We start from the raw sequence: 24,687 nt of genomic DNA on the forward strand, positions 1-24,687 counted from the left end.
TTATCGCGTCAGCTCACGCATTCCTTTTTCCAGCCCGGCCAGAGTCATCGGCACCATCCGATCCTGAAAAATCTCGCGGATCATTCCGATTGAGTGGGTATATTCCCAATACTTCTCAGGCACTGGGTTGATCCACAGGTTCGATGCCCATTGGTCGCGCGCCCGCTGCAGCCAGATCTGGCCAGCCTCCTGGTTCCAATGTTCATTGGCACCGCCGGGATAGGCGACCTCGTAAGGGCTCATCGAGGCGTCGCCGACGAAGATGCATTTGTAATCGGGACCATAGGTGCGCAGCACCTCATGGGTCGGCGTCTGCTGGTCCCAGCGGCGGATGTTGTCACGCCAGACACCTTCGTACAGGCAGTTGTGGAAGTAGTAATATTCCAGATGCTTGAATTCGGTTCTTGCGGCCGAGAACAGCTCTTCCACCACTTTGATATGTGGGTCCATTGAGCCTCCGACGTCCAGAAACAACAGAACCTTGACGGCATTGTGCCGTTCGGGCCGGGTTTTGACGTCTAGATATCCATGCTCGGCTGTGGCGCGGATGGTGCCGTCCAGATCAAGCTCTTCTGCAGCACCCTCGCGGGCCCAGCGGCGCAGGCGTTTCAGCGCGACCTTGATGTTGCGCGTGCCCAGTTCGACCGTGTCGTCGAGGTTCTTGAACTCACGCTTGTCCCAGACCTTGACCGCGCGCTGATGGCGGCTTTCCTTCTGACCGATCCGCACGCCTTCGGGATTGTACCCATAGGCCCCGAAGGGCGAGGTTCCGGCGGTGCCAATCCATTTGTTGCCACCCTGATGGCGGCCTTGCTGATCCTTGAGCCGCTCTTTTAGCGTCTCCATCAGCTTGTCGAATCCGCCAAGGGCCTCGATCTCGGCTTTTTCCTCTTCGCTGAGGTGCTTTTCCGCCATCTTCGCCAGCCATTCGGCAGGGATGTCGACGGCTTCGAGGACCTGTTCGAACCCGATCTGTTCCAGCCCTTCAAAGCTGGCGGCAAAAGCGCGGTCGAACTTGTCGATATTGCGTTCGTCCTTCACCATCGACACGCGGGCGAGGTAATAAAACGCCTCGACATCATAGGTTGCCAGCCCCTTTTTCATACCCTCCAGAAAGGTCAGATATTCCCGCAGGGATACGGGGATACCGGCTTTGCGAAGGTTTTCGAAAAAGGGAACAAACATGGGCTACACCACAAAGCGAACCAGAACCAAGGACAGGATAAGCCCGACCAGCGCAAAGGCGATTCCATATCCGGCTGCATATTGCGCGATATCGGCGCCGCTGCCGTTGCGTTTGCGCGCGGTCAGCGCCCCAAGGAGCGCACCCAGCACCGCCAGTCCCAGAACCACTATCATGCGTTAATCGCCCCCGTTAATTGACTGGTCCTTCTGCGACGTCCTGCATAAGCGACCGGGCCACTACATCCGAGCCAAAGCCGTATCGTGCCCATCTCAGACTGTCCAGCCTGACGGAACGTGCCTCTGCGGAACGGCCGACTTCATTCAGGACTTCGGCTTTCAGCAACAACAACGTTGCAAGCTGCGAGGCGTTCTCGGCCCGTGTCATCACGTTAATAGCGTCGTCGATTTCGGGCAGGAACTCTGGCCCATTGCCTTGCGAAAGCGCAAAAGCGCCCAGTTGGGTCGTGATGTAGGATCGATGCAATTCCGTGCCCGGTGTAGCGCGCAGAAACTGCAGGGCAATATCATATTGGCGCAACGCTTCATGCGGATCATCGAACTGTTCCATTCGGCCCATCAGGTAATGAGGGTAAGCGCGCCGGTGATCGGTCCAACCTTGTTCCTTGCCAATTCGGGCTGCCTTGCGGGCCTGCCTCATGCGCGATTGCTGGCTGCGACTGGATTGCAAGGATTTCTGAATTGCTGAAATCCAGGCTCGTGAAGTTTCCGACATGGGCTGTACCGGCACCGCATCACCGCGCGGATTCAGACGCGAGAGAATTTCGGGTATGGCCGTTTCGACCTGTTCACGTGTCATACCGCTGTGCAGTTGGGATGAATATGCGGCCTTCAGGATCAACATGTCGAACCCGGTCAGAACCGTGTGGATATTGTCATCGTTGAATACCGAGTCCGGAAGGCGATACAGGTCATTCAGCGGGCCAAGCGCCTGTGCAATCTCTTCGTGCAGGCAGTCACGTTTTTCCTGCGGACTTGCATCAGCGGGAATGAAGATGCCCAGTCGCTGACGGCTGCTCAGTTTGGTCCAGCTGCTTTTCTGTTTGAACCGGTCCCGGCGGTACTCCTCAAGGCTTGAGGCATTGGGCACCACGAAACATGCAGCCTGAGGCAGGATGGCCTGAATCTCTTTTTGACTGACCGCCGCGATCGTGATGTTGGCCTGACCGTCCTTGATCTGTTTGATGTCTATCCCGGCCTCGGTGCGCAGACGGGTCAGCAGGCGGCCCAGATCCTTTTGAAGCGAGGCCGTCGCAGCCCCTGTCAACCGCACCGTGATCGGGGTTTCGAACCGGGTAAAAACAGGCAGTTCCGTACCCCCTTCCAGTGCGAAATGCAGAGAGATGAAATCCGCTGCCATGTTTTCATTCGACCGCGCCGGAGGCGAGGGATATGCACGCGTAAAGGACTTGGCGGGGGGCAGGGGTGGTTCGACGTCCACAATCTCGGGTGGGCTTTCGGCAGGCTCAATCGTGGCACATGCGGTCAGGACAAAGCTGATCAAGATTGCGACCCATCGCGTCATGGGCGCTGATACTTGATGAAAGGTGTCTGTTTGCCAATCCTGTCATAGAGCTTTCGCGCGGTATGGTTTAAATCCTGCGTCAGCCAATAGACAGACGGTGCACCTTGCCGATCCGCTTCTTCGTAAACGGCCTGAATCAAAGCGCGACCGACCCCCATGCCGCGCGCCTCGGGGCGGGCGAATAGGTCCTGCAAGTAGCACACGCTTTCTTCCTTCCAGGCATGGCGGTGGAACAGAAAGTGGGTCAAACCCACAAGCCCCCCGTCGGCCTGCGCGACGAAACAAGAAAAATCGTTCGGATCATCCCCCAGCAGTCGCGAGAATGTGCTGTCATAGACGGAATCCGGAACCGTCGTTTCATAAAACGCCAGATAATCCCGCCATATATCCGCCCAGTCCTCGCGATCAGTCGGATGCAAGGCTCGAATTGTTACTGTTTCTGGCATTGCTGAGTCCCGTTGGGTCTGATGGTAAATTGCCCGGACAAGCCGGGCAACCCGAGACCAATGCTTGCATCCGAGACTTGCTAAGGCAAGCGGCGATCACCGAGGGTTTACCGGCTCAGCGTTTGTTGCGGGCCATGAATGCTAGGCGTTCGAACAGGTGCACGTCTTGTTCATTCTTAAGCAGCGCACCGTGCAGTTTGGGCAGGGCATTGGCGCCATCGCGCTTGAGATCTTCGGCGGTCAGGTCCTCGGCCAGCAGCAGCTTGAGCCAGTCCAGCACCTCTGAGGTTGATGGCTTTTTCTTCAGGCCCTGAGTTTCGCGAATCTCATAGAACTGGGTCAGAGCCGTTGTCAAAAGCGCATCTTTGATGCCGGGATGATGGACCTCGACGATGCGGCGCATCGTGGCCTCATCAGGGAACCGGATATAGTGAAAGAAACACCGGCGCAGGAAGGCGTCGGGTAGTTCCTTTTCATTGTTCGATGTGATGATGACGATCGGACGGTTCTTGGCGCGGATCGTTTCGCTGGTCTCGTAGACGTGAAACTCCATCTTATCGAGCTCTTGCAGCAGATCGTTCGGAAACTCGATATCGGCCTTGTCGATCTCGTCGATCAACAACACGACCTTTTCATCGGTTTCAAAGGCCTGCCACAATTTACCCTTGCGGATATAGTTCGACACGTCGTGCACGCGCTCTTCACCCAACTGGCTGTCGCGCAGACGACTGACGGCATCGTATTCATACAGCCCCTGCTGCGCACGGGTGGTGGATTTCACGTTCCACTCGATCATCCGCAGCCCCAACGCTCCGGCCACCTGCTTGGCCAACTCGGTCTTGCCAGTTCCCGGCTCACCTTTGACCAGCAAGGGACGTTCCAGCGTCACGGCGGCATTTACCGCAATAGTCAGATCGTCTGTGGCGACGTATTCGGCTGTTCCTTGGAAACGTGCGGTCATTGGCCCCTCATCAAGTGTCGCGCGAAATGCGCCCTTGGGGTTACCGCGCAGCAGAAATTTTGACAAGCCAGGTCGCTGCGTCGCATGAAGGGAAATTGCCAAGTAACTACAATGCTTTTGGTTGATTCGTGCGCTAACCTCCGGTGCCGTCTTTTTGGCGTTGCCCTGAAATGGTCAGTTAATTTTCACAGAAAAACAAGGTTTTGTTGTTTGATTGGACGTATTTAGATCACGCGCAATGGCGCGGCGCCGGGGCGACGTTTGCATAGTGACAATTACTGCGCTGTCAGATAAACGCTCCGCAGAAGGGGATTGCCGCATGTCAGGTAATGAGAGAGTGACCGGCGTCGCAGGCCACACCGAGGGAGCAAAAATGAAGCAGGAAGTTTTTCTGCCTGAAGATTACCGTCCAGCTGAAGACGAACCATTTATGAATGACAGGCAGCTAGAGTATTTTCGTCGCAAGCTGCTGGATTGGAAAAACGAACTAATGGCTGGCAGCCGCGATACGATCGAAGGGCTGCAGGACAACACCCGTAACATTCCGGATGTCGCTGACCGCGCAAGCGAAGAAACCGATCGCGCGCTGGAACTGCGCACCCGCGATCGTCAGCGCAAACTGGTGGCCAAGATCGACTCGGCCCTGCGCCGCATCGACGAAGGCGAGTACGGCTATTGCGAGATGACCGGTGATCCGATCTCGTTGAAACGTTTGGATGCGCGCCCAATCGCGACCATGACGCTTGAGGCGCAGGAACGGCATGAGCGTCGCGAAAAGGTTCACCGCGACGATTGATCGCTGGGAAAATCTGATAACATAGACGCCGGGGCCTTTTGCTCCGGCGTTTTTGCGTTAAGCCGGTGACATGAACATCAGCGGATCGAAATTCGGCATAGTCGGAGGTGGCATTGGCGGCCTCGCGGCTGCTTTGACCTTGCGACAGCGCGGCGCCGTGGTGACCGTGTTTGAGCAGGCACCAGAATTGACCGAGGTTGGCGCGGGCCTTCAGATCAGCGCCAACGGGATGGCTGTGCTGCGTGCGCTGAAGGTTGTTGCGGACACGCCCGAGGCTGGGCTTTTGTCCCATGGAACGGTCCTTCGTGATTACCGGGCAGGGCGGCTGGTCTGCAAAATCGTGCCACCCTCTGCCGGGCCTACCTATTATTACCATCGCGCTGACCTGCTTGATCTTCTCTACAAAGCGGCGGTTCAAAAAGGGGTAGAGTTTCACCTTGGTGCGCGTGTGGAACGGGTGCGAAAGCACCCGTCCGAGGCCGAAATTACCCTCGATACGGGGGCGAGATTTCGGGTTGATTGTGCAGTCGCCGCGGACGGCGGCCAAAGTGCAATTCGTGCTGACCTGACTGGCAGGGAAACACCGAAATTCACACATCAGGTTGCCTGGCGCGCGACGATTCCATGGGACCGGCGCTACAAGAACCCTTGCGCGGTGCTAACCATGGGGCCGGGACGGCATGTAGTGACGTATCCTTTGCGCGATCAGACCCTGATGAACATCGTGGCAATCGAAGAGAGGTCTGACTGGCAGGAAGAAGGCTGGCGTCTGCGCGGTGATCCAGAAGAGCTGAGGGCGCGATTTGCAGGTTTTGGCGGCTTGGTCAAAGAGATTTTGCAAGAGGTTCAGGACCCGAATATCTGGGCATTGTTCCTGCGCCCTGTTGCTGAATGCTGGCAGAATGGGCGTGTGGCGCTTTTGGGCGACGCAGCTCATCCAACGCTGCCTTTCATGGCCCAAGGTGCTTGCCTTGCACTAGAAGATGCCTGGACTCTGGGGCTGTCTTTCGAAGAACAATCCGGCGTTTCGCAAGCACTGGCCGCCTATGAAGCGACCCGTCGCCAGCGGGCAACTCGGGTGGTCGCTGCCGCTGGAGCCAACGCGCGCAACTTCCATCTACGTGGCCCTATGCGTGTCGGGGCGCAACTGGCGTTGATGGCAGTTGGATCGCGGTTGGGCCGAAAATATGATTGGATCTATGAGTTCGATGCCACGGCTTAGCCGATTACAGATCTAGATCTATCCAAACCGGAACATGATCTGAAGGTTTTTCGTGCCCCCGAATTTCGGAATCGATTTTGCAATCGCGCAAAAGGTCAGCGGCCTGAGGGGTCAGAAGGAAATGATCAATACGAATCCCGTCATTTCGGTTCCACGCACCCGCTTGATAATCCCAGAATGAATAATGTTCCGGACCTTGCGTGCCAGCGCGAAAGGCCTCGGTGAAGCCGAGATTCAGAATTTTCCGAAATGCGGCCCGGCTTTCAGGGCGAAACAATGCATCCTCGCGCCAGGCATCGGGACGCGCTGCGTCTTCGGCCTGGGGAATGATGTTGTAATCACCTGCCATCAGAGCGGGTTCTTCACTGTTCATCAGGTCGCGGGCCCGATGATAGAGTCGCTCCATCCAGGCAAGTTTGTAGTCGTATTTTGGCCCCGGGGTGGGGTTGCCGTTTGGCAGATAGAGCCCGCAGATACGCAGTGCCTGTTTGCCGACGACCGTGGCCTCGATCCAGCGGGCCTGTTCATCCTCATCATCACCGGGCAAACCCCGCGAGACGTCCTCGAGCGGTAGCTTCGACAGAATGGCAACGCCGTTAAAGCTTTTCTGCCCGTGCGTTTCCACGTTGTACCCGCGCGCCTCAAAGATCTCTCTGGGGAAGTTATCGTCGACTGACTTGATCTCTTGCAGCAGCACAACATCGGGCTGGGCATCATCCAGCCAACGCGGCAATGCTTCGGCCCGCGCCTTGATGCCGTTGATGTTGAATGTGGCGATTTTCATGCGCGGCCCTCCGACAGTCCTTGGCAACCTATCGCCCAGAACGGGCCCAACGGCAAGGCGGAGAACAGGTTTGCGAGGCGCTGCCTCGCGCTCCGAGGTATTTTTGGCCAGATGAAGAAACGGACCGTTAACCAGAATCTCCGAAAATCAGCTGGCGGTACAGGCGGAGGCGCCGATGACCGCGCCAGGTGAAGCTCTCCGGTCTAGAAATCGGAGAGCGGATCCTTGCTTCATCTGGCTAGAAATACCTTGGGGGTGTGGGGGTGAAACCCCCACGGGTGATCACATTGAAAACGAAGTGCCGCAGCCGCAGGAGGAGGTGGCGTTTGGGTTTTCGATCACAAAGCGTGCGCCGATCAGTTCTTGTGTGAAATCAATCACCGCATTTTCAAGAAACGGCAGTGAGATTGCGTCGACAATGACCTTCTGCCCCTTACCCTCAAGAACCAAATCGTCGTCTTTGGGTTTGTCCAATGCAATTTCGTACTGAAAGCCCGAACACCCGCCGCCTTCGACAGCGACACGCAGGGCTTGACCCTGATCGGCTGCGCCGATCTCGGCAAGGCGGTCAAAGGCGCGTTCTGTAACTGTCGGGGGCAGATTCATGCCAAACTCCAAAGGTTTATTTCTTAACCACTCTACCATATAGAAAGCCCAAGGACAGGCGACAAGGACAGACCGTTGGACAGAGCAGGTTTTGCCTCGAATCCCGACCGCGCAAGAGGGCGGTTGGTGCCAGAGGAAGAAAGCAGTTTCCGGTCATGCTTTCAGCGCGACCGGGACCGGATCATTCATGCCAGCGCCTTTCGGCGGCTCAAGCACAAGACCCAAGTTTTTGTTGAGCACGAAGGGGATAGTTATCGAACGCGGTTGACCCATTCCATCGAGGTCGCGCAGGTGGCGCGGACGATTGCCGGGGCTTTGGGTTTGAATCCAGAACTGACCGAAGCGGTGGCTCTGGCCCATGATCTTGGCCACACGCCGTTCGGACATACTGGCGAGGATGCCTTGCATGAGATCATGCAGCCGTATGGCGGGTTCGATCATAACGCGCAGGCCATTCGGATCGTCACCCGGCTCGAGCGTCATTATGCCGAGTTCGATGGGTGCAACCTTACGTGGGAAACCCTGGAAGGCATTGCAAAACACAATGGACCGGTAGAAGGGGCTTTGCCTTGGGCGCTGGCGGAATGCAATGCGGCTTTTGATCTGGAACTGTACACGCACGCAAGCGCAGAGGCGCAGGTGGCGGCCTTGTCTGACGACATCGCCTATAACAATCATGACCTGTTGGACGGGCTGAGGGCGGAGTTGTTCAGCGACGAGGACATTCAGCGACTGCCGATCGTGGGCGACTGTTATGCGGAGGTGGATCGCAAGTACCCGGGCCTCGACCCCTATCGCCGTCGGCATGAGGCATTGCGGCGGGTGTTTGGGGTTATGGTGTCGGACGTGATCGACACGTCTCGGGCTCTGATCGCACGGTCCGGTGCCCAGAGCGTCGAAGAGATCCGGCATCTTGGCTATCCGGTCATTCAGTTCTCAACAGACCTTTGGGCGCAACTGAAGGAAATTCGCGCTTTCCTGTTTTCGCGGATGTACAGGGCGCCGTCGGTGATGACGGTGCGCGCCGAGGTCAGCAAAGTGGTCGAGGATTTGTTTCCAATCTACCTTGGCGATCCGAAGCAAATGCCCGCGCGCTGGCACGCGGACATTGAAGAGGCTGAGGATGAGACTGCCTTAGCCCGGATCGTATCGGACTATATTGCCGGGATGACCGACAGGTTTGCGCTACAGGATCATGCCAGACTGACTGGCCACCCGATACCGGCGGATCACTCGACCCCGATATAGGCCAAAGCCCAGACTTGTTGGCCCGTCTGATCCTGCGCCGCCTCAGCGTCGTCGGTGGGTGGGAAGACGATCATCGTTGGGCCATACCCTCCGATCCCCATGGGGGCGCCGTCGGCGTGGGTGGCGAGGATAGGCTGATAGGTCGAGATACTATGCCAGGGAATTTCGGCTTGATACCCGTCCATTGCCATCGGTTTGGCCGTCTTACCTTCGGCACCGGCTATGACCATCACATCCGACAAAAGCGGGCCGCTAAAGGTGATGTCGCGCTGGTTGTCCTCGGTGCCGTAGGGAATTGTGATCTCGACCTGATCCAAACTATCCAGCAATGTCGCGTCAAAGCCAGCTGCCCCGTCATGGGTGACCTCCAGATATCCCAGCAAGCCGCCGTCCTCTGCACCGCGTGCGGGCAGGTTGGTTTTCTCAACCGAGCCGCCGAGCGTTATCAGCACATGGCCTTGCGGGGCGGGCATTTCTGCAAAAGCGGGCAGGGCGGTCGACAAGAGCAGGCACAGGGGCAGGGCAAGGCGCATAGGAATCTCCGTTTAGATAGATATGACCGACCTTAGCGGCGGCGGCTCTTATTCCAAGCGCATTCTGGCGCCGTCCATTGACCTTGCTGCACCGCGTGGTAAACCGCCGGGCAAGCAAAAGGACATTCGAAATGAACCTGTTTTCCGAGATCCGCAGCCTCGTGCTGGACGCGCTAGCACAGATGCAGTCCGAAGGCGCGCTGCCCGAAGGGCTGAGCTTTGACAACGTGGCCGTTGAACCGCCGCGCGATGCAGCGCATGGCGACATGGCGACGAATGCGGCTATGGTGCTGGCAAAGCCCACCAAGATGAAACCGCGCGACATTGCCGATGCGCTGGCCGGAAAGCTGGCCGAGGATAACCGGATCACCAGTGCCGAGGTTGCCGGGCCGGGGTTCTTGAACCTGCGGTTGGCGCCATCGGTCTGGCAGAGTGTACTGGCTGCGGTGCTGCAACAGGGCACGGACTATGGCCGCTCGACCATGGGGCATGGGCAGAAGGTCAACGTGGAATACGTCTCGGCCAACCCGACCGGCCCCTTGCATGTGGGTCATACGCGGGGCGCGGTGTTCGGAGATGCGCTGGCAAGCCTGCTGGCCTATTCCGGCCATAACGTGACTCGTGAATACTACATCAATGATGGCGGCGCGCAGGTGGATGTTCTGGCACGCTCGGCTTACGAACGGTATCGCGAGGCAAACGGGCTGAGCCCCGAGATTGCCGAAGGCCTGTATCCTGGCGACTATCTGATCCCGATTGGTGAGGCGCTGAAAGAGAAATACGGTGACAGCCTGATCGACAAACCGGAAAGCGACTGGCTGGAAGAACTGCGCGAGTTTTCGACAGACGCGATGATGGACCTGATCCGCGCCGACCTGAAGGCGCTGGGCGTTGAGATGGATGTGTTCTTCTCGGAAAAGTCGCTCTATGGCACGGGTCGGATTGAAGCTGCGTTGCAATCCCTGACCGACAAGGGCCTGATCTATGAGGGCGTGCTGGAGCCGCCCAAGGGCAAAAAGCCCGAAGATTGGGAACCACGTGAGCAGACCCTGTTCAAATCGACCGAGCATGGCGACGACGTGGATCGCCCGGTCAAGAAATCGGACGGGAGCTGGACCTATTTTGCCCCGGATATCGCCTATCACTATGACAAAGTGACCCGTGGGTTTGACGCGTTGATCGATGTGTTCGGCGCTGACCACGGTGGCTATGTCAAACGGATGAAGGCCGCAGTATCGGCTCTGTCCGATGGCAAGGTACCGCTGGATATCAAGCTAACCCAGTTGGTGAAACTGTGGAAGAACGGCGAGCCGTTCAAGATGTCCAAGCGGGCAGGGAACTTCGTCACATTGCGTGATGTGGTCGATCAGGTTGGCCCGGATGTGACCCGTTTCGTGATGCTGACCCGCAAGAATGACGCTGCCCTGGATTTTGACTTCGACAAGGTGTTGGAACAAAGCCGCGAGAACCCCGTTTTCTACGTCCAATATGCCCATGCCCGCGTGATGAGTGTTTTGCGCCGTGCAGCTGAGGCCGGGATCGACGCGCAGGACCCAACGCTGAAAAGCGCCGATCTAGGCAAGATCGACCATGCCTCTGAGCTGACTGTTGCCAAGAAGCTGGCCGAATGGCCGCGTCTGGTTGAGATCGCCGCGCGCACCAATGAGCCGCACCGGGTTGCCTTCTATCTATATGAACTTGCAGGGGATTTCCACGCGCTTTGGAACAAGGGCAACGATGAGACCCAGCTGCGGTTTATTCAGGATGGCGATGTTGCCACAAGCCAGTCAAAAATCGCACTGGCCCGGTCCGTTTCTGTTGTGATTTCAGCAGGCTTGGGTATTCTTGGCGTTACCCCGGCGCAGGAGATGCGGTGAACAACACCGTCCGAACCGCCGGTACGAGGTAGGCAAGAAATGACCCGCGCGCCTTATTTTCGGCGCTAAACGGGCGGTGAGGCGGACATGGCAAGTTACGATTACCCGGGGCAAATGCGCCCCGAGCAGATGCATTATACGAATCAAGCTCATCCTCAGGATGGGTATGACCTCCCTAATGACTTGCACGGATATGACGAAACGCCCCATCCCGCGGGTTTGGGTCGTATTGTTAGTGCTCTGGGTGCCGTTGCATCATTGGCGCTGGTCGCTGGCATCGGTGTTTGGGGTTACAATTTGGTAATGCGCGATGTGAGTGGCGTGCCGGTTGTTCGGGCCTTAGATGGACCAATGCGTATTCAGCCGGATAGCCCGGGTGGCACCCCTGCGGATCATCAGGGTTTGGCCGTGAACACGGTTGCGGCAGTGGGCACAGCAGCGCCGCCTGCTGATCGGCTGATCCTTGCACCGCGCCCGGTTTCCCTGACAGATGAAGATACTCCGGTGGCACCGTTGCAACCGACACCTGCCGTACATGTGGTCCAGGAAAACGTCTCTGACCGGACGGCCACACAGATGCGCCAGGGCGCGGTTGATGCACTGGTTGCTGAACTGGCGGGAGAGGCGGAAAATTCCGATCAGGTTGGCGAGCAAAGTTTTCAGTTGGCCTCTTTGACCATCCCCGAGGAAGAGCCTGCTATTGATCCGGCTGATCTGGCTGCATCGCAACCGGACCCAGAACTGGCGGCTTTGCCTGGTGTGCGCCGGTCGCTGCGCCCGGTCCTGCGCCCCGCTGGCGGTGTGCGCAGCGCAATTACGTCAAACAGCACTACCGAAGACGCGATCAACGCGGCGGTCAAAGCTGCGGTCGGCTTGGATGTGGATCCTGAAACTCTGACCAAGGGCACCCGTATGGCCCAGCTTGGCGCCTATGAAAATTCGGACGTCGCGCGCTCGGAATGGGATCGCATGAATGGACGATTCGGGGATTATATGGATGGAAAACAGCGTGTTATACAGAAAACCTCAAGCGGTGGGCGAACCTTCTATCGTCTTCGGGTTCTGGGGTTTGACGATCTGAGCGACTCGCGTCAATTCTGTGCCGCTTTGCAGGCCGAAGGCGCTGATTGCATTCCGGTTGCCGCGCGGTGAATTTCGGCGCAGTCATTACGGACGCTGAAGGTCTGCGCCTGACGCCTGATGAGAAAAAACTGTTCCGAGAGATGAACCCATTCGGGTTCATTCTGTTTGCCCGTAATATCGAGTCTGCGGATCAGGTGCGCGCCCTATGCGACGATTTCCGCGAGGCTGTGGGGCGAAACTGCCCGATCACTGTTGATCAAGAGGGTGGACGCGTGCAACGACTGCGCACACCGCTGGCACGGGAATGGATGCCGCCGCTGGATCACGTGGCCCAGAGCGGAGAGCAGGCCGAACGTGCCATGTATCTGCGCTATCGTCTGATTGCGAATGAACTGTTCGAGCTTGGGATCGACAGCAACTGCGCCCCCATGGTGGATCTGGCCCGGAACGAGACGCATCCGTTCCTTAAAAACCGCTGCTATGGGTCTGATCCCAAAAGGGTTTCCCGGATCGGTCGTGCGGTTGCCGAGGGGCATTTGGATGGCGGTGTATTGCCGGTGCTCAAACACATGCCGGGTCATGGTTTGTCCACGCTGGACAGCCATCATGACCTGCCCCATGTCGATCTGACGCAAGAGGACCTGACCGAGGCCGATTTCGGCCCGTTTCGGGATTTGAACGATCTGCCGATGGGGATGACGGCGCATCTGGTCTATGACCGGATTGACCCTCAACCTGCTACGATTTCTCGGACCATGATCAGCCTGATCCGCAAAACGATCGGGTTTGGCGGGCTGATCATGACGGATGATATCTCGATGAAGGCCCTCAGCGGAAATCCAGAAGAGATTGCCAATCAGGCGCTAGCTGCAGGGTGCGATGTGGTTTTGTACTGCAACGGCTCTTTTGATGCCCGTGCTAAGGTGCTGAGCACCGCCGGAAAGATGTCCGAACAGGCACAGAAACGCGCTGAACGCGCGTTGGCGATGCGCAAAGCCCCGCAGGAACTTGACATCCAAGCCGCCGAAGCCGAACTTTCTCGCCTAATGGGCGGGCAGGTGTATGTCGGATAATCTTTTTAGCGAAGACCCCGTCTCGGTCGCGGATCGCCTTGCGGCAGAGGCATTGATCGTAGATGTCGACGGGTTCGAAGGCCCGCTCGATGTTCTGCTGATGTTGTCCCGCACGCAAAAGGTAGATCTGCGCAAAATATCGGTTCTGGCGCTGGCGCAGCAATACTTGTCCTTTGTTGAAAAGGCACGGGCGCTGCGGATCGAACTGGCCGCCGACTATCTGGTGATGGCGGCATGGCTGGCCTTTCTGAAATCGCGCTTGCTGCTGCCTCCGGATCCGAATGACGAAGGCCCCTCTGGCGAAGAACTGGCCGCGCATCTGGCATTTCAGCTCGAGCGGCTTCAGGCCATGCGTGATGCCGCCGCCCGTTTGATGGGGCGCGATCAGCTGGGGCGCGATTTCTTCAAACGCGGGCAGGGCGAGGATGTCACGCGCATCCGCACCGTGACCTATTCCGCCACTCTGCTGGACCTGATGCAGGGCTATGCCCGCATTCGCACCCGTGATGAATTCCGCCCCTTTGTCATGGACCGTGACGCCGTATTCACGATGGAACAGGCGCTGGAACGTATGCGCCCGCTGATCGGCTTTGCCGGGGCCTGGACGGATATGGAGACCTATCTGCCCGAGGGCTGGGATGCCGACCCGGTGCGCAGGCGGTCCGCGACGGCGGCTACTTTTGCGGCCTCACTTGAGTTGGTGAAAGAAGGACATATGGAAATACAGCAGAGCGAAACTTTTGCTCCGATACAGCTACGCAAGAGGACCCAATCCCGTGACTGACGCGCCTCAGGAAGAAGGTACCGGCACCCTGTTCGAAGCTCCGCCTATGGCCGAGCAGGAACGCATGGTTGAGGCCGTGTTATTCGCCAGCGCCGAGCCGGTGACGATCGCCGATCTAGAAGTGCGGATGCCCCATGGCAGCGACGCGTCACAGGCGGTAGATATGCTTAAGAAACGCTATGAAGGGCGTGGTGTTCGTGTGGTTCAGGTTGGTGAATCCTGGGCCATTCGCACTGCCCCAGACTTAGGTTTTCTGATGCAAAAAGAAACGGTTGAAACCCGCAAACTCAGCCGGGCCGCGATCGAAACGCTGGCGATCGTGGCATATCATCAACCCTGTACACGTGCCGAGATCGAAGAAATTCGCGGCGTATCGGTCTCGCGCGGGACCATCGACCAACTTTTGGAGATGGAGTGGATCAGACTGGGTCGTCGTCGCATGACGCCGGGCCGTCCGGTGACTTTCGTGGTGACTCCGCAGTTTCTGGATCACTTTGGGCTGGAGAACGCCAGGGATTTGCCGGGGTTGAAAGAATTGCGCGCTGCCGGTTTGCTGGAGAACAGACCGCCTCCGGGAACGATCCCACTAGGAGAGGGGCAGGAAGACGAAGATCAAACCGAACTGTTCGAGGAAGAGTGATCACGGGGCCCTTTTGTTGCCGCACAAATCGACTATTTAGAGGCCTGGAAATCGGAGTTGAGCAATGAATGCCAATCGTATCATTGACATGATCGTGCGACAGGTCATGCGGCGGCTTGTCACCAAAGGGGTGGACAAGGGGTTCGACATGGCCAACCGCGTGGGCCAGAAGTCGGGGCAAGAGCAGCAACCGGATAAGAGCTCTGATGCGTCTGGCCAGTTGCAGGCGGGTGGAAACCGCCAGCGTCAAAATATGCGTCAAGCCCAGCGAGTGGCCAATCAGATGCGCCGGTTTATCCGGTTCTGATCAGGTTACCGCTTTGAAGTGCTTGGACAGTTTCAATCCTTGTCCCTGATAGTTCGAGGCGATGCCTGCACCATAAAGCTGCGTGGGCATTTCTGACATCCGCTCGTACACCAGCCGCCCGACGACTTGGCCGTGCTCCAACACAAATGGGGCCTCGTGACAGCGGACTTCCAACACTCCGCGTGATCCTTCGCCACCTGCGGCGGCATGGCCAAAACCGGGATCGAAGAAACCGGCATAATGCACCCGGAATTCCCCGACCATCGCCAGATAGGGGGCCATTTCAGCCGCATACATCGGCGGGATATGCACCGCCTCGCGGCTGACCAGAATGTAAAACGCACCGGGGTCGAGGATGATGCGCCCATCGGTGGTACGCACCTCTTCCCAATATTCCTGAGGGTCGTATTCGCCAATCCGGTCCAGATCAATGACACCGGTATGAGGCTTGGCGCGGTAGCCCACCAAATCGGTGTCGGGAAGCCGCAGGTCCACCGAGAACCCGAGCCCGTCCTGAATGACAGCGGGGCCATCGACCAGCGGGGATTCGGCGTGCAGGGCGCTTAGATCGGTATCGCTCAGCACGGCCTGTCCCTCCCGGAACCTGATCTGGTTCAGCCGCATTCCCGGACGCACCAGAACCGAGAATGAGCGGGGGCAGATCTCGGCATACAAGGGGCCGGTATAGCCTGCAGGCACCCGGTCAAACTCGGTCCCGCCATCGGTGATCGTGCGCGTCAGAAGATCCAGCCGCCCGGTCGAGCTTTTTGCATTGGCGGCCGCGCTCAGCCCCTGGGGCAGGGCCAGCGATTCCATCAACGGCACTAGATAGACACAGCCCTTTTCCAGCACGGCACCTTCAGAGATATCGATGCGGTGCATCTCAAATTCCGACAAACGTTCGGCTACGGTGCGACCTTCGCCTGCCAGAAACGAGGCACGTACCCGGTAAGCTACTGTACCTAAACGCAAATCAAGGCTGGCGGGTTGAATCTGGGCGGGGATGACCTCTGGGCTTGCGGTAATCTCACCGCGCGCGATCATCGCCTCTATCTGCTGGTTCGGGCATACGCCGGTCATTCCGATCCCCCCTGATGCCAGAGCGGGATCTGGCCTGTGTGCCATAAACGTCGGTGTGATTTGGTCGGGCTAGCAGGACTCGAACCTGCGACCTTCCGTCCCCCAGACGGACGCGCTACCAGGCTGCGCCATAGCCCGACGTTGAGGTGTTCATAAAGACTTTCCCGGCGGGGGCAAGAGGAAATCATCGCCTTTTTTCTTATCCCGCCGATCGGTTTTCTATTCGGTTCAACACGCTGCGCAGCTCTTGCGCGATGGGCGCTAGTTGGCTGAGCAACTGGTCATCGAATGAGTTTCGAGTCCAGGCCAATGTCGCGATTCCGCCCAGCAATGGCGAGGCGTCGGGATAAGACGGCTGGGTTTGCGTCTGAGGTTCCGCATTTGGCGAATTGGGAGCAGGTTGCAGTTCGGGTTTTTGAGCGTCGCCAAGATCCAGATGTATCTGCTCTTGCGGAGGGGCTGGCTTGGCCGTGAATGGCACAACGACATTTGCATCGGGTGCGGGTTCTAGATTCGCCATTTCATCCAAGCCCTGGGACACTGAAGAAACATGCGCCACGCCCTGTTCACGCAAGATGCGCTGTACGCCTTTGATGGTGATCCCATCCTCATGCAAAAGCTTCTTGATGCCGCCCAGCAGGCGCATGTCGTTGGGGCGATAATATCTGCGCCCGCCCGCCCGTTTTACCGGTTTCACCTGATTGAAGCGGCTTTCCCAGAATCGCAGAACATGCGGCTGCACACCCAACCAGTCCGCAACTTCACTGATGGTGCGAAAGGCGTCTGGGGACTTGCTCATATTCGTGCCGTCCTGATCTTATTTGCGGTTCCCTGCGGCGACGCGATCTTTCATCAGATGCGACGGGCGGAAGGTGAGAACACGGCGAGGCTGAATTGGAACCTCTTCGCCTGTCTTGGGATTGCGGCCGATACGAGCTGTCTTGTCCCGAACACTGAAAGTTCCAAAAGACGAGATCTTCACCTGTTCACCGCGCACCAATGCGTCGGACATATGGTTCAGAACGCTCTCGACCAGTTGCGCGCTTTCATTGCGTGAAAGGCCAACTTCACGAAATACGGCCTCGCTCAGATCCATTCGGGTCAGTGTTTTGTCGCTCATGCCAATTCCCCTGTTGCTATCAGAGCATAGGGTCAGGGCAAATTCGCTGTCAATATCAATGAATTGCGGGCGAGTGTGTAAGCTGAATTGCGCTTGTTACCACCGCAAGAGGACTGAGCCCCAGGCCAATCCACCTCCGATTGCCTCTGTGACCAGCAGATCACCCTGTTTGAACTGCCCACGCTGTTTCGCAACAGACATTGCCAGGGGAATCGATGCAGCCGAGGTATTTCCGTGGTCTTGCAGGGTAACGACAACGTGTTCCATAGGAACGCCCAATTTCTTGGCTGTGCCCTGGATGATTCTAATGTTTGCCTGATGCGGTACGATCCAATCCACATCTTTGTGACTTAGCCCAGCCTTCTCTAGGCAGGTTTCTGCGGTAGAGGTCAGACGTTCAACTGCCTGCCGAAACAGCTGGTTTCCTTTCATCCGCAGATAGCCTGTGGACTGGGTCGAGACGCCTCCATCCACATAGAGCAGGTCCTTATAGCGCCCGTCCGAGTTCAGGTCGGTTGCCAGTATGCCCCGATCGTCCGAGGTTCCCGCGCCCTCATGCTGTTCAAGGATTATCGCTCCGGCGCCGTCGCCGAACAAAACGCAGGTCGACCGGTCGGTCCAGTCCATGATACGAGAGAACGTCTCGGCGCCGATGACCAGTACGCGTTTGGCCTGGCCTGATACGATCAGCGCATTGGCATTGGTCATGGCATAGACAAATCCGGCGCAAACCGCCTGTACGTCAAAGGCGAAGCCTTTGGTCATGCCAAGCTGCGATTGAACCATTGTTGCGGCAGAGGGAAACGTCAGGTCAGCGGTCGATGTTGCAAGAATAATCGCATCAATATCATCTGCCGCCAGACCCGCATCGGCCAGTGCGGCACTGGCAGCCTTTGTGGCCATAATCGAAGTGGTTTCGTCTTCCGCTGCAAAATGCCGGCGTTCGATCCCGGAACGGGTCCGTATCCACTCATCAGACGTATCGAGCGTTTCTTCGAACTCGGAATTCGGGACGATGCGCTCTGGCAAATAGTGCCCGACACCAACTATAATTGAACGGCCTGCCATGCTGGGGTACTGCCTTTTTTGTTATTCACCGGCCTTCGACGGCGTGTCTGCGGCATCTTGTGCAAGCTCGGCTGTCGATGCAACCCGTGCTGCCAATTTTTCGGCGAATCCGGACTCGGCCAGGGTAAAGGCCAGCTTTACAGCGGCTGACACGCCGGTCGAGTCTGCACCACCATGTGATTTGACGACGGTTCCGTTCAGGCCAAGGAAAACCCCACCATTCACGCGCCGAGGATCAATTCGTTTCTTCAAACGCTGCAAAGACGTGATTGCAAGGATCGAGGCTAGTCGTGAGAGCGGAGAATATTTGAACGCCTCGCGCAGAAGATCTCCGATCAGGCTGGCTGTGCCTTCTCCGGTCTTGATGGCGACGTTGCCTGTAAACCCGTCTGTTATAATGACATCGGCTTTGTCTCCCGGGATGTCGCTGCCTTCGACAAAACCCACAAAGTCAAAGCTGGCCTGATCCGCAAAATCCGAGATCATGCCATGCGCTTCTTTTAGCTCGGCGCGCCCTTTATGTTCCTCGGTGCCCACATTCAAAAGGCCGATCCGGGGACGTTCCAACGCCATGCCGTTTCGGGCATAAGAGGCACCCATCAAAGCATATTGCAGCAGGTCCTTGGCGTCCGCGCGCACATCGGCGCCTACGTCCAGCATTACATTGAAACCCTGCGGATTGCGCGAGGGCCACAAAATAGCGATTGCCGGGCGGTTTACCCCCGGCAGCTTACGTAGACGCATCATCGACAGGGCCATCAATGCGCCGGTATTGCCACAGGAGACCGCGCCGTGGGCTTCACCCTGACGTACCGACTCCAGTGTGGACCACATCGAAGTTTGCTTGCCGTGTCGGACGACCTGGCTGGGCTTGTCCTCCATCGTGACCACATCGGGACAATCACGAAAAACGACGCGCCCGTTCAGGACACGCCGTTTTGCGACAAGTTTGCGCAACATGGCCTCAGGCCCGTGCAAGATGAACGCGATATCGGGGTTCTTATCCGCCGATTTGGCGATCCCCGCCACAACAGCAGCGGGCCCCGAATCTCCGCCCATTGCGTCAACCGAGATGGTAATCCGTCCGGCGTGCGTGGGCTGTTCTGTCATGCTTGGCCTGCGCTTTTAGGGCTTAGGCCGCGTCTTCGTCCAGGTCGATTTCGTCGGCCTGAGCGACGACTTCGCGGTCATCATAGTGGCCGCAGGACGCGCAGACGTGGTGCGGGCGCTTCAGCTCACCACAGTTGGCGCATTCGTTCGGGTTTGCAGCAACCAGAGCGTCGTGCGCGCGGCGGTTGTTGCGACGCGACTTGGAAACTTTGTTCTGTTGGACAGCCATGGTCTCAACCTTTGTCTACTAAGGGCCGGCAGATTCGCTGCGGGCCAGGTTTCATTCTTCGTTTTTCTCGTGGTTTGACGCGCGTTTAGGGGACGGGCCCCGCGATGTCCAACCCAAATTCCGATGAGCGCGCGAAAATACTGCGATTCTCAGCATGTTCAAGCGATTTTTCTGAGCGCCTGCTATGACAGGATTTCAGGCCCGTGTCACTCGTCTTTTTTCAGTGCATCGCGCAGCCCGGCCAAGCCCGCAAAGGGTTTGACATCTTCATCCGTTATTGCCTGTTTGCCGGGTTCGGTAAAGCCCGCCTGTTCCAATTCGGCACCTTCTTTCCGGGGATACTGGGGCAGGGCAAGCGCCAGCGCTTCGGACATGACCTCGGTCAGAGCGATTTCGGTCCCTAGCGGTTCAGATTCGTCACCCTCCGGGATTTCGAACTCTTCCTCGTCAGGGTTTGTCCAATCTGACAGAAACATCCGGGTCACCGGAATGTCGATCCGCGTGGTAACCGGTGTCAGCGTCACGACACAGGGTTGAATCACGGTTGCCCCCAGTTTTCCTGAAAGCGCCCAATCACGCTTTCCATGCGCACGCACCTCGCCGACAAAACTCAGCTTACGTAGCCCAAGCAGGCTCAACTCGTTCTTTAAGACATCCAACTCCTGTGCGTCAGGGCGAATTTCAAAGGGCGTCGGTGCGTTCTGAGGCAGGTCGGCGACCCTTAAAGATGTCTGGTTGCTCATACGTGGCCCTTTCGTGTGTTGAACCGGGGTGGCGGTTTGATGTAATCGGATAGGGGCCGCACGGTCCCAAGGCAAGAGGGTGTGAATGTTGAAAGTTATGAGCAGGTTGAAACCAGCGTCCAGAACGCTCGTATTTGCGGCCTGTCTGACCGCTGCTGGTGCGTGTGCTCCGGTCTTCAAGAAACACGGATATGTCCCCACAGCCGAGGACCTGGCCGAAATTCAGGTGGGTGTAGATACACGTGAAAGCGTACTCGAATCCGTTGGCGCGCCCAGTACTTCAGGCGTCGTTCGCGATTCCGGCTTTTATTATGTGACATCACGCGTTCGTCATTATGGTCCGAAACGACCGAAAATCGTCTCGCGCGAGCTTGTGGCGATCAGCTTCGATGACCGGGGTGTTGTGCGCAATATTGAACGCTTTGGCCTTGAGGATGGAACCGTCGTGACGCTGGATCGTCGTATTACCGAATCCTCAGTTCAGAACCGTGGGTTCCTGCGGCAGCTGCTTGGCAATATCGGCAACTTCAACCCGGCAAACATTCCTGGCGCGACCAACTAATTCATAGTCACGTCTTGTCAACTTCACAGGGCGGTCACAAATCCTGTGTTATTGACCCTGCAAGACGAAACAGGTCAGCAACCCAGGAGGATGCGACCATGGCACTATTGCTCGGCAAGGGCCGGTACCGTGCGCGTCAGGCGCAAACACCGCAGGATGTTGCGGCGGCGCAGTGTCTTCGAACACTGGCTTTCGGGACTGATCAGCCTGATCAGGATGAGTTCGACAGCCGTTGTACGCATATTCTGGTCGAGGATATGCGTGCCAACGGTAAACTCGTGTGCTGCTTCCGCATGTTGATGATGGAGCGCGGGGCCGAGATTGGCCAAAGCTATTCCGCCCAGTTCTATGACCTCTCGGCACTTGAAGGGTTTAAGGGGCGTATGGTCGAGATGGGGCGCTTTTGCGTGCATCCTGGTCAAAACGACCCAGACATTCTGCGTGTTGCCTGGGGGGCGATGACTGCATTTGTCGATCAGAATAATGTTGAGATGCTGTTTGGCTGCTCATCGTTTGCGGGTACAGAAACGGCGGAATATCTTGATGCTTTTGCGATGTTGAAACATCGCCATCTGGCCCCGAAACGCTGGTTGCCACGGGTCAAGGCCCCAGATGTTTTCCGGTTCGCCGCGAGATTGCGTCGGCGCCCGGATGCGAAAAAAGCCATGATGCGCATGCCCCCTTTGCTGCGTACTTACCTGATGATGGGCGGCTGGGTCAGTGACCACGCAGTCGTTGACCGTCACATGAACACTTTGCATGTCTTTACCGGCCTCGAAATCTGCGCCATTCCGCCCGCACGTAAACGTTTGCTGCGGGCCGTTGCCGGGTAATCGCCGTTGACGGCTCGACGCTGCGGGGTTAGCTGGCGGGCATGGCAAGAATCCCTTTATTGCAGATGTCCGGCATTTCCCTGACTTTCGGGGGCGATCCGGTTTTTTCAGACCTTGATCTGGTGGTTCAACCAGGCGACCGCGTCGCTCTGGTTGGGCGGAACGGATCCGGCAAGTCAACTTTGATGAAGGTGATGGCCGGTTTGGTGGAAGCGGACAAGGGCGAGATTGTAATTCCCCCGGGTAAGTCAGTCGGTTACATGGAGCAAGACCCCGGAATGGAAGGGTTTGCTACGCTCGGCGACTATGCCTCCAGCGGGTTAGAGCCGGGTGAGCTTTACAAAGTCGAACGCGCAGGCGAGGGGCTGAAATTCGACCCGGCGCGCGCTGTTGAGACGGCCTCGGGCGGTGAACGCCGCCGTGCCGCGCTGGCCAAGCTGATGGGCGAAGCCCCGGATTTGATGCTGCTGGACGAGCCGACCAACCATCTTGATATCGAAGCCATCGCCTGGCTTGAGCGTGAGCTGGGATCGACACGGACGGCCTATGTGCTGATCTCACACGACCGTGCCTTTCTGCGCGCCTTGACCCGCGCGACGCTGTGGATCGATCGTGGGGCGGTCCGACGGCAGGAGCAGGGGTTTACGGCATTCGAGGCTTGGCGCGACAAGATCTGGGAGGAAGAGGACCAGCAACGCCATAAGCTGAACCGCCTCATCAAGTCCGAGGCGAGATGGGCCGTCGAAGGCATCAGCGCCCGTCGCAAGCGCAACCAGGGTCGGGTCCGCGCCTTGCAGGACCTTCGATCTGAAAAAGCCGCACAGATAAAACGTCAGGGTTCGGCCGCGATGACCCTTGAGGCTGGACCAAAATCAGGGCGAAAAGTGTTTGAAGCCAAAGGCCTATCCAAGTCTTTTGGTGATCATCAGATCGTTCGCAACTTTGACCTGTTGGTACAGCGGGGCGACCGCGTGGCCTTTGTTGGCCCAAACGGCGTCGGCAAGACAACATTGCTGAAAATGCTGTTGGGACAAGAGAACCCGGATGAGGGTTCGGTCACGCTGGGCACCAATCTTGAGATTGCAGTATTCGACCAGGCCCGCGCACAGCTGGACCCCGAAATGAGCCTTTGGGACAGCCTGACCGGCGACCCCGAGATGCGTGTTTCCGGCAAGGCGGATCAGGTGATGGTGGGTGGCCAACCCAAGCATGTGGTCGGCTACCTCAAGGAGTTTCTTTTTGACGAGGGGCAGGCCAGAGCAGCCGTTAAATCACTGTCCGGTGGGGAAAAGGCCCGTTTGCTGCTGGCAAAGCTGATGGCCAAACAGTCGAACCTGCTGGTATTGGACGAACCGACCAACGATCTGGATGTGGAAACACTGGATCTGTTGCAGGAACTGCTGGACGATTATGACGGTACCGTTTTGCTGGTCAGCCACGACCGCGATTTCTTGGACCGTGTGGCCGCAACGACCATCGCGATGGAGGGTAACGGCCGTGCAACCGTCTATGCCGGGGGGTGGTCGGACTACCTCGCTCAGCGCGGCGAGGTGTCTGATAAGAAAGAAGTAAAAACAAAAGCTTCCAAGTCAAAGGTAAAGCAAGAGGCGCTGCCGAAACTGGGGCTATCATTTTCAGAGAAACACCGTCTTGAGAAATTGCCTGCCGAGATTGAGCGGCTTGAGGCGGAAATCGGAAAGCTTGAAGAGCTGATGTCCGATCCTGAGCTTTTCAGCCGTGAACCTGTTAAATTTCAGAAAGCGACCGAGGCTTTGGTCGAGCGGCAGGATAAGCTGGCCGCAGCCGAGGAAGAGTGGCTGATCCTCGAGGAAAAGGCCGAGGGCGCCTAGATCAGCTTTCGCGCTGTGGCCGGCTATCCGACCACAGTTCATTTGAGCGAGCCGTTTTCATCGGTATGTGATCAGTCACGCTCAGCGCATTCGCAGCGCGCCGTCGATACGGATGACCTCGCCGTTCAGATAACCCATTTCGACGATGAACCCGGCCAGTCGTCCGTATTCGCGGGGGTCGCCAAGGCGCACAGGGTTGGGAACGTCAGAGGCCAGTTGTTGCTGCACCTCTTCGGGCAGACCGGCCAGCATCGGAGTCATAAAGATTCCGGGTGCGATGGTCATCACGCGGATTCCGGACGAGGCCAGATCCCGTGCCATGGGCAGGGTCATACCTACCACACCACCTTTCGAAGCCGCATAGGCAGCCTGACCCTTTTGCCCATCAAAGGCCGCGATTGAGGCTGTATTGATGATGACACCGCGCGCGCCATCCGGTTCTGGGTCGTTCTTTGCCATTTCCGCGGCTGCAAGGCGTGAAACGTTGAATGTACCCACAAGGTTGATGTCGATCGTGCGCTGAAATGCATCAAGCGGGTGCGGGCCATCCCTGCCTACGGTTTTCATGCCAACCGCGATCCCGGCGCAATTCACTGCCGCGTTGATCGCTCCCATCTTCTTGCGGGCATGGGCGATGGCCGCGGCCACGGATGTTTCATCGGTTACATCCGTCTGGGCGAAATGCCCGCCAATTTCTGTTGCGACCTGGCTGCCTCGGTCCGCATCCCGGTCCAGAATGGTTACCTGTGCATTGTTTTCTGCAAAAAAGCGGGCCGTTGCCTCACCCAGCCCCGAGGCGCCTCCGGTGACAATGGCTGCGGTGGTCGACAGGTGCATCTGGATCTCCTTCCAAAAGATATGAACATACGTTCATTTAATATCAGCCAAGGGACAGTGTCCATAGGGGGGCGTCGGGCAGGCGGCCTTTCCTCAAGGCGTTCTCAGGTCAGCTTCAGGCGTTCTTAATGTTGAAATCTCAAATCGACACTGAACGCAATTGAGCG

28 protein-coding genes and 1 tRNA gene are annotated in these 24,687 nt (G+C 57.6%); 12 read left to right on the forward strand and 17 right to left on the reverse strand.

Features of this window, described 5'->3' with window-relative positions; all coding sequences use genetic code 11:
• From AC2FFF_RS04155 to AC2FFF_RS04175, 5 genes are all read right to left on the reverse strand, one after another.
• A complete protein-coding gene (locus AC2FFF_RS04155) occupies positions 1–1,185 on the reverse strand; it encodes a vWA domain-containing protein (protein ID WP_281971955.1) in 1,185 nt (394 codons plus the stop codon).
• A gap of 3 nt (positions 1,186–1,188) precedes the next feature.
• Positions 1,189–1,359: a hypothetical protein gene (locus tag AC2FFF_RS04160; RefSeq protein WP_185956603.1), complete on the reverse strand. Its 171-nt coding sequence runs from the start codon at positions 1,357–1,359 to the stop codon at positions 1,189–1,191.
• 16 nt (positions 1,360–1,375) lie between these two features.
• On the reverse strand, positions 1,376–2,728 hold the full coding sequence (locus AC2FFF_RS04165; RefSeq protein WP_281971956.1) for a DUF2927 domain-containing protein: 1,353 nt from the start codon (positions 2,726–2,728) through the stop codon (positions 1,376–1,378).
• Positions 2,725–3,174, reverse strand: a complete 450-nt coding sequence (locus AC2FFF_RS04170; RefSeq protein ID WP_496882856.1) for a GNAT family N-acetyltransferase — start codon at positions 3,172–3,174, stop codon at positions 2,725–2,727. The genes AC2FFF_RS04165 and AC2FFF_RS04170 overlap by 4 nt, the downstream gene beginning before the upstream one ends.
• A gap of 115 nt (positions 3,175–3,289) precedes the next feature.
• Positions 3,290–4,135, reverse strand: coding sequence for an AAA family ATPase (locus AC2FFF_RS04175; RefSeq protein ID WP_271948074.1), 846 nt, complete (start codon positions 4,133–4,135; stop codon positions 3,290–3,292).
• A gap of 373 nt (positions 4,136–4,508) precedes the next feature.
• Here AC2FFF_RS04175 and dksA point away from each other — a divergent pair, with 373 nt between their 5' ends.
• Both dksA and AC2FFF_RS04185 read left to right on the forward strand, forming a co-directional pair.
• The gene (gene dksA, locus AC2FFF_RS04180) at positions 4,509–4,931 is read left to right on the forward strand and encodes an RNA polymerase-binding protein DksA (protein ID WP_271947500.1); all 423 of its coding nucleotides are present in this window, start codon (positions 4,509–4,511) and stop codon (positions 4,929–4,931) included.
• 70 nt (positions 4,932–5,001) lie between these two features.
• The gene (locus AC2FFF_RS04185) at positions 5,002–6,153 is read left to right on the forward strand and encodes an FAD-dependent monooxygenase (RefSeq protein WP_496882857.1); all 1,152 of its coding nucleotides are present in this window, start codon (positions 5,002–5,004) and stop codon (positions 6,151–6,153) included.
• Between the two features lie 4 nt (positions 6,154–6,157).
• On the opposite strand, the gene xth is transcribed toward AC2FFF_RS04185, so the two are convergent.
• Positions 6,158–6,937, reverse strand: coding sequence for an exodeoxyribonuclease III (gene xth, locus AC2FFF_RS04190; protein ID WP_271947496.1), 780 nt, complete (start codon positions 6,935–6,937; stop codon positions 6,158–6,160).
• Positions 6,938–7,219: 282 nt separating this feature from the next.
• Complete coding sequence (locus AC2FFF_RS04195) at positions 7,220–7,543, reverse strand: HesB/IscA family protein (RefSeq protein ID WP_142633331.1); 324 nt, start codon at positions 7,541–7,543, stop codon at positions 7,220–7,222.
• A 75-nt stretch (positions 7,544–7,618) separates the two neighbouring features.
• Here AC2FFF_RS04195 and AC2FFF_RS04200 point away from each other — a divergent pair, with 75 nt between their 5' ends.
• Entirely contained in the window at positions 7,619–8,791 is a 1,173-nt protein-coding gene (locus AC2FFF_RS04200) for a deoxyguanosinetriphosphate triphosphohydrolase (protein WP_496882858.1), read from the forward strand.
• Here AC2FFF_RS04200 and AC2FFF_RS04205 read toward each other — a convergent pair.
• Positions 8,773–9,324, reverse strand: coding sequence for a putative pterin-binding protein (locus tag AC2FFF_RS04205; RefSeq protein WP_271947491.1), 552 nt, complete (start codon positions 9,322–9,324; stop codon positions 8,773–8,775). The genes AC2FFF_RS04200 and AC2FFF_RS04205 overlap by 19 nt on opposite strands.
• 131 nt (positions 9,325–9,455) lie before the next feature.
• On the opposite strand from AC2FFF_RS04205, the gene argS reads away from it, so the two are divergent.
• The 6 genes from argS (at position 9,456) to AC2FFF_RS04235 (ending at position 15,088) form a co-directional block, all read left to right on the forward strand.
• Positions 9,456–11,201 carry an arginine--tRNA ligase gene (gene argS / locus AC2FFF_RS04210; protein WP_142633337.1) on the forward strand — a complete coding sequence of 582 codons (1,746 nt, stop codon included), beginning with the start codon at positions 9,456–9,458 and terminating at the stop codon, positions 11,199–11,201.
• Between the two features lie 87 nt (positions 11,202–11,288).
• Positions 11,289–12,353, forward strand: coding sequence for an SPOR domain-containing protein (locus AC2FFF_RS04215; protein ID WP_281971960.1), 1,065 nt, complete (start codon positions 11,289–11,291; stop codon positions 12,351–12,353).
• Positions 12,350–13,357 (forward strand): beta-N-acetylhexosaminidase, encoded by a 1,008-nt coding sequence (gene nagZ / locus AC2FFF_RS04220; protein ID WP_271947488.1) that lies wholly within the window; start codon positions 12,350–12,352, stop codon positions 13,355–13,357. The genes AC2FFF_RS04215 and nagZ overlap by 4 nt, the downstream gene beginning before the upstream one ends.
• Positions 13,347–14,141, forward strand: coding sequence for a segregation and condensation protein A (locus AC2FFF_RS04225; protein ID WP_142633343.1), 795 nt, complete (start codon positions 13,347–13,349; stop codon positions 14,139–14,141). Before nagZ ends, AC2FFF_RS04225 begins: the two co-directional genes overlap by 11 nt.
• Entirely contained in the window at positions 14,134–14,781 is a 648-nt protein-coding gene (scpB, locus tag AC2FFF_RS04230; protein ID WP_271947486.1) for an SMC-Scp complex subunit ScpB, read from the forward strand. The genes AC2FFF_RS04225 and scpB overlap by 8 nt, the downstream gene beginning before the upstream one ends.
• Before the next feature lie 64 nt (positions 14,782–14,845).
• A complete protein-coding gene (locus tag AC2FFF_RS04235) occupies positions 14,846–15,088 on the forward strand; it encodes a hypothetical protein (RefSeq protein WP_281994497.1) in 243 nt (80 codons plus the stop codon).
• Here AC2FFF_RS04235 and AC2FFF_RS04240 read toward each other — a convergent pair whose 3' ends face one another.
• From AC2FFF_RS04240 to AC2FFF_RS04275, 8 genes are all read right to left on the reverse strand, one after another.
• Positions 15,089–16,168, reverse strand: coding sequence for a 2'-deoxycytidine 5'-triphosphate deaminase (locus tag AC2FFF_RS04240; RefSeq protein ID WP_281971964.1), 1,080 nt, complete (start codon positions 16,166–16,168; stop codon positions 15,089–15,091).
• Between the two features lie 61 nt (positions 16,169–16,229).
• Positions 16,230–16,306 (reverse strand) — tRNA-Pro (locus AC2FFF_RS04245).
• Between the two features lie 61 nt (positions 16,307–16,367).
• Positions 16,368–16,967: a MerR family transcriptional regulator gene (locus tag AC2FFF_RS04250; protein ID WP_496882859.1), complete on the reverse strand. Its 600-nt coding sequence runs from the start codon at positions 16,965–16,967 to the stop codon at positions 16,368–16,370.
• An 18-nt stretch (positions 16,968–16,985) separates the two neighbouring features.
• A complete protein-coding gene (ihfA, locus tag AC2FFF_RS04255) occupies positions 16,986–17,288 on the reverse strand; it encodes an integration host factor subunit alpha (RefSeq protein ID WP_037316145.1) in 303 nt (100 codons plus the stop codon).
• 96 nt (positions 17,289–17,384) lie between these two features.
• On the reverse strand, positions 17,385–18,356 hold the full coding sequence (locus tag AC2FFF_RS04260; RefSeq protein ID WP_496750431.1) for a beta-ketoacyl-ACP synthase III: 972 nt from the start codon (positions 18,354–18,356) through the stop codon (positions 17,385–17,387).
• A gap of 21 nt (positions 18,357–18,377) precedes the next feature.
• Entirely contained in the window at positions 18,378–19,466 is a 1,089-nt protein-coding gene (plsX, locus tag AC2FFF_RS04265; RefSeq protein WP_142633356.1) for a phosphate acyltransferase PlsX, read from the reverse strand.
• A 22-nt stretch (positions 19,467–19,488) separates the two neighbouring features.
• Positions 19,489–19,695, reverse strand: coding sequence for a 50S ribosomal protein L32 (gene rpmF / locus AC2FFF_RS04270; RefSeq protein WP_037316137.1), 207 nt, complete (start codon positions 19,693–19,695; stop codon positions 19,489–19,491).
• A 206-nt stretch (positions 19,696–19,901) separates the two neighbouring features.
• On the reverse strand, positions 19,902–20,438 hold the full coding sequence (locus AC2FFF_RS04275; protein ID WP_271947473.1) for a YceD family protein: 537 nt from the start codon (positions 20,436–20,438) through the stop codon (positions 19,902–19,904).
• A gap of 85 nt (positions 20,439–20,523) precedes the next feature.
• On the opposite strand from AC2FFF_RS04275, the gene AC2FFF_RS04280 reads away from it, so the two are divergent.
• The 3 genes from AC2FFF_RS04280 to AC2FFF_RS04290 all read left to right on the forward strand — a co-directional run bounded on the left by AC2FFF_RS04280 (position 20,524) and on the right by AC2FFF_RS04290 (position 23,683).
• A complete protein-coding gene (locus tag AC2FFF_RS04280; protein ID WP_271947471.1) occupies positions 20,524–21,000 on the forward strand; it encodes an outer membrane protein assembly factor BamE in 477 nt (158 codons plus the stop codon).
• Positions 21,001–21,098: 98 nt separating this feature from the next.
• Positions 21,099–21,833, forward strand: coding sequence for a GNAT family N-acetyltransferase (locus AC2FFF_RS04285; RefSeq protein ID WP_281971968.1), 735 nt, complete (start codon positions 21,099–21,101; stop codon positions 21,831–21,833).
• A gap of 41 nt (positions 21,834–21,874) precedes the next feature.
• Entirely contained in the window at positions 21,875–23,683 is a 1,809-nt protein-coding gene (locus tag AC2FFF_RS04290; protein WP_496882860.1) for an ABC-F family ATP-binding cassette domain-containing protein, read from the forward strand.
• Between the two features lie 81 nt (positions 23,684–23,764).
• Here the strand turns inward: AC2FFF_RS04290 and AC2FFF_RS04295 are convergent, their stop codons facing one another.
• Positions 23,765–24,520 carry a 3-hydroxyacyl-CoA dehydrogenase gene (locus AC2FFF_RS04295; protein ID WP_271947465.1) on the reverse strand — a complete coding sequence of 252 codons (756 nt, stop codon included), beginning with the start codon at positions 24,518–24,520 and terminating at the stop codon, positions 23,765–23,767.
• Positions 24,521–24,687: the final 167 nt, after the last annotated feature.

The sequence above is a fragment of the Ruegeria sp. YTSA226 genome (assembly GCF_059609905.1).